6 protein-coding genes are annotated in these 4,525 nt (G+C 70.9%); 3 read left to right on the top strand and 3 right to left on the bottom strand.

Annotated features, from left to right (window positions below; translation table 11 throughout):
• Together BGO22_RS00030 and BGO22_RS00025 are read left to right on the top strand one after the other, a co-directional pair.
• Positions 1-551: helix-turn-helix transcriptional regulator (locus tag BGO22_RS00030; RefSeq protein WP_286848185.1), on the top strand; the 551-nt coding region annotated here is incomplete at its 5' end.
• A 98-nt stretch (positions 552-649) separates the two neighbouring features.
• Positions 650-1,420: a type III pantothenate kinase gene (locus BGO22_RS00025; RefSeq protein WP_070397129.1), complete on the top strand. Its 771-nt coding sequence runs from the start codon at positions 650-652 to the stop codon at positions 1,418-1,420.
• A 13-nt stretch (positions 1,421-1,433) separates the two neighbouring features.
• On the opposite strand, the gene BGO22_RS00020 is transcribed toward BGO22_RS00025, so the two are convergent.
• Entirely contained in the window at positions 1,434-2,921 is a 1,488-nt protein-coding gene (locus tag BGO22_RS00020; RefSeq protein WP_286848181.1) for a wax ester/triacylglycerol synthase family O-acyltransferase, read from the bottom strand.
• A gap of 99 nt (positions 2,922-3,020) precedes the next feature.
• Between BGO22_RS00020 and BGO22_RS00015 the strand changes: the two genes are divergently transcribed.
• Positions 3,021-3,275 carry an acyl-CoA-binding protein gene (locus BGO22_RS00015; protein WP_070397130.1) on the top strand — a complete coding sequence of 85 codons (255 nt, stop codon included), beginning with the start codon at positions 3,021-3,023 and terminating at the stop codon, positions 3,273-3,275.
• Positions 3,276-3,373: 98 nt separating this feature from the next.
• On the opposite strand, the gene BGO22_RS00010 is transcribed toward BGO22_RS00015, so the two are convergent.
• Both BGO22_RS00010 and BGO22_RS00005 read right to left on the bottom strand, forming a co-directional pair.
• Positions 3,374-3,709, bottom strand: a complete 336-nt coding sequence (locus tag BGO22_RS00010; protein ID WP_070397131.1) for a polyhydroxyalkanoic acid system family protein — start codon at positions 3,707-3,709, stop codon at positions 3,374-3,376.
• 20 nt (positions 3,710-3,729) lie between these two features.
• Positions 3,730-4,525, bottom strand: a 796-nt coding sequence (locus tag BGO22_RS00005; RefSeq protein ID WP_286848178.1) for an aminopeptidase, incomplete at its 5' end; no start/stop codon positions are given.

The following is a 4,525-nucleotide window of genomic DNA, read 5'->3' as shown; positions in this document are numbered from 1 at the left end:
GCCCACGCGAGCGCCGCGAGTTGCTGGCCGTGCATCCCCCCCGCATGCTCGCACCCGCCGAGGCCTTGGCGGCCAGCGTGGATTTTGGCGCGAGCTGGCGTGAAAGCGACGCACCCCTGGTGGCGTGGCAGGATATTTCCAAGTCGGCCGCCGAGCATTCCAGCCGCTGGCGGCGCCTGTTTCTGGCCCACGGCCAGCAGAGCCTGGTGCGGGTGGCCTTCCCCTTGCCGGCCGGCCGAGCCTTCGAGTGTTTCATGTTCAGCCCGCGCGCCTACGACAGCCGCCTGGAGGCCGCCACGCTGGCCTGGTCGGTCTTCAATGTCTGGCCCATGCTCAAGCGCGCCCTGGCCGAGCAGCGCGTGAGCCTGAGCCCGCGCGAGCTGGAAAGCCTCAACCTGGCCTTCGAGGGCCTGACCGCGCGCGAAACCGCGTTGCGCATGGACTGCTCGGAGCGCACCGTGAACTACCACCTGGCCAACGCCATGGCCAAGCTGCAGACCGACAACAAGCTCGGCGCCGTGCAGCGGGCCTGCTGGCTCGGCCTGATTTGACCCCCACCACCCTATCCAGGGGGAGCCCGGTCGGACCGGTTCCCGCGCGCCACAGGCCCATCCCCGCCGGGTTCAGGCCCTTGTCATAATCGCGCCCCATGGCTTTTCTCGCCCTGGATGTCGGCAACACGCGCCTGAAATGGGCGCTGTACGACGAGCCGCGTGTCGGTGCCCGGCTGATCACGCACGGGGCGCAATTCCTCGAGAACATCGAAACCCTGGAAGAGGGCGATTGGAGCCGCCTGCCCACGCCGCGCTGGGTGCTGGGCTGCGTCGTGGCGGGCGACGCGGTCAAGCGCCGCGTCGAGGAGCAGCTGGAGATGTGGGACGTGACCCCCCAGTGGGTGGTGTCGGGCAATGCCGAGGCCGGCGTGGTCAACGGCTACGACCACCCCGCGCGGCTCGGCTCCGACCGCTGGGTGGCCATGATCGGGGCGCGCCAGCGCCTGCTCGCCCAGGGCCGCCAGCGGCCGTGCGTGGTGGTGATGGTGGGCACGGCGGTCACGGTCGAGGCCATCGACGCCGGGGGCAAGTTCCTGGGCGGCCTCATCCTGCCGGGGCACGGCATCATGCTGCGCGCCCTCGAATCGGGCACCGCCGGCCTGCACGTGCCCACGGGCGACGTGCGCGACTTTCCCACCAACACCAGCGACGCGCTCACCAGCGGTGGCACCTTCGCCATTGCCGGCGCGGTGCAGCGCATGGTGGAGAACCTGAGCCGCCACTGCGGCGAGGCGCCCGTGGTCTACATGACGGGTGGTGCGGGCTGGAAGATGGCGCCGTCCATGTCCACCGAGGTCGAGCTGGTGGAGAGCCTGATCTTCGACGGGCTGCTGCACATCGCCAGCCAGCGGCTGGCGGTGGCCTGAGCGGCCCCGGCGGTCATTCAGGGCCCCAGGGCAGCATCAGCGTCAGGGCCAGCAACTGCTGGAAGGCCGGTTCGAAGCCGTCGATGATGGCCTGCGGGTCGGGGCAGAGCCCGGCGTCGGCGATCACGCCGAACTGCACCCCGCCGCCGTAGCTCAGCACCGACACGCCCAGGCCCACGGTGCCGGACTGCGGCACCCAGAACATGGTCTGCTCCAGGGTGCTGCCGCAGAACTGAAGCTTGTTGCCCGGTCCGGGCACATTGGTCATGACGGCGGTGGTCTTGCGCCCGAAGAGATTGAGCAGCGCGTCCTGCGCCGGTTTGATGAGCAGGCCCGCCACCGACAGCAGGGCAAAAGTGAGCAGCGGTTGCAGGCTTCCTTTGAGCTGGCGCATGCCTTCGCGCACGGCGTAGAGCCGCTCCACCGGGTTGGTCATGCCGATGGGCAGCAGCAGCGGCACGAGGCCGAAGCGGTTGCCCAGCTTCCAGGCGTCTTCCAGCGGCCGCAGGTTGATGGGCACCATGGCGCGGATCTCCTGGCCCGCGGTGTCGTCGCCGTGGCCGCGCAGGTACTGGCCGATGGCACCGGCCACGCAGGACAGCAGCACATCGTTGACCGAGGCGTCGAAGGCGCGCCCGATGGCCTTGACCGCGTCCAGCGGGATCGGCTCGCACCAGGCCACGCGCTTGACGGCGCCGGGCGTTCCCTTGAGCCGGGTGGCCGAGTCGTCGGGCATGAGGGCGAGCGCGGCCACGTCGCTGGCGAGCTGGGCGCCGATGTGCGCCGCGCCCACGGCCTGGTCCACGGCGCCGGCCAGGGTCTGCTGCGGCGCGGCCATGAGCGAGAGCGATTTCGCCGCGCCGCCGCCCGCCACCTGCAGGGCGCGCGCGGTGAGGTCGCCCAGCGGGCGGATCAGGGTGTCGGCCAGCCAGTCCTCGGCGCCCTCGTTGGCGCGCCTGGCCCGCCGCGCGCGCGGCGCCGGCGCCTGACCGCCGTCCACCAGGCTCATCATCACGCCGATGAGCGCGATGCCGTCGGCGATGCAGTGGTGGATGCGCGCGATCAGCGCCGAGCCGCCGGCGCAGTGCTCGATCAGCTCGAAGTGCCAGAGCGGGTGGAGGGGATCGAGCCGCTGCACGGCGAGTTGGCCCACCCGGTCCTGCAAGGCCTCCCGCTCGCCCCGGCCGCGGCGGCGGCGCAGGCGGTGCGTGGTGACGTGGCGGGCGAGATCGAAGTCGGGGTCGTCGATCCAAGCGGCGCCGGCCGCGTCCTCGCGGGCGATCTGCCGGAAACGCCGGTAGGGCAGCAGCCGCTCGCGCACCCGCTGTTCCAGCGCCTCGCGCGTCACGCCGGGCCGCAGCACCCACACGCCCACGATCATCATGAGGTTGGCCGGCGAGTCCATGCGCAGCCAGGCGGTGTCGACCTTGCTCATGCGCTCGCCTTCGAGCCCGAGCGTGCTGCTCAGCGCCTGCGTGAGGGCCGCGACGCGGTGGTCCATGGTGTCTCCTCGGGTGGGTTCTCTATTGTGGGCAGGCCGGGCTCCGTAAGATACCGGGACAAACCGCCATCCCTTTGGCGCCCCCCTTCAGGAGACCCCATGTCCGACCTCAAAGCCCGTTTCGAGACCGCCGTCGCCAATTCCAAGAAGCTCGCCGAGCGCCCCGACAACGCCACGCTGCTCAAGATCTACGGCCTCTACAAGCAGGCCACCGCGGGCGACAACACCGAAAAGAAGCCGGGTTTCAGCGACATGGTGGGCCGCGCCAAATGGGACGCCTGGAACGGCTTCAAGGGCGCCTCGTCCGACGACGCGATGCAGCAGTACATCGATCTCATCGAGAGCCTCAGCTGACACCCCCGCCGCGCTGCGCGCGACCCCCGCCAGGGGGCGGCACCTGAGGCCCGGCCAAGCCGGTTCCTCGGTGCCACAGGGTCAAGCCACCTGGGCGTCTAGGTGGTTTTCTTTTTGGCGGCCGCCTTCTTCGCGGCGGGCTTCTTCGCCGCCAGCAGGGTGTCCAGGTTTTTCACGATCTCGGCCTCGATGCGCTCCTTGAAGGCGCCGAGCAGGAAGCCGAGCTTGGCGTCGAGCACGAAGCGGTCGCCCTCGACCCGCAGGCAACCGCTGACGCCCGAGCGCGTGAACTGCACGGCGTCCTCGCGGGCGCCTTCTTCGTAGGTGCAGCTCATGTCGAACTCTTCCTCGGCCTGCTCGGCCCATTTCCAGGCCAGCTGCCGCGCGGCCGCCAGGCCCAGGGCGTGTTCGCGTTCGATGTGGATGTCGGCCATGGGACGGGGTCTCCTGGTGTTCAGCGGGTGATCGCCAGCGCCTGCAGGCGCTGGTGGCGCTCGGCCTGGGGCAGGGCGGCGAGCGTGCGCACCGCATCATAGAAGCGCGCGAAGTCGCGGCCCTCGCGTGCGAACAGGGCTTCGAAACCGGGCACCAGCTGGTCGTAGGCGCCTTGGGCGCCCAGCAGGGCGTTGTTGGCGCGCGCCACCCAGGGGTCGTAGGCCGCGAAGCCGCCCCAGAAGGCCTTCAGCGCCTCGTACTCGCGGCGGAAGTCGGCCATCACCCGCGCTTTGCGCTCGAGCTTGGCCGCGTCGTCGAGCGAGGCGTCGCCATACACCGCCTGCAGCCGCGCGCGCACCGAGGCGGTGAGGGCGCGGAAGGCGCGGCGGCGCTGGTCGAAGGCTTCGTACGCCACGCGCGCGCCGGGCGTGGACGCTTGCGCCAGCCAGCGCTGCACGCCCAGCCGCTCCACCGCCGTGGCGAAGGACTCGTTGAAGGTGGTGTCGTCCTTGGCATAGACCACCTGGTGCGCCAGCTCGTGGAACAGCAGGCGGGCGAGTTCGCCCTCGGGCTGGCGAATGAAGGTGTTGAGCAGCGGGTCGCCGCCGGCCCAGTTCATCCAGCCCAGGGTGGAGTAGGCGGGCACCGGGTACACGGCCACCTCCAGACCCCGGTCCAGGCCGGCGGCGAAGGCGCGCGCGTCGGCCTCGCGGTAGTAGCCTCGGTAGCCCACGCAGCCGGCCACGGGGAAGCACCAGGTCTGCAGGCTGAGCGAGAGCGCCGGTGCGGCCACCACGTTGTAGACGGCGGCGTTG

Source organism: Hydrogenophaga sp. 70-12 (genome assembly GCF_001897365.1).
Classification (GTDB): Bacteria; Pseudomonadota; Gammaproteobacteria; order Burkholderiales; family Burkholderiaceae_C; genus Hydrogenophaga; species Hydrogenophaga borbori.
The sequence above is the reverse complement of the archived record's forward strand: the minus strand, read 5'-3'. Positions and strand labels throughout refer to the sequence as shown.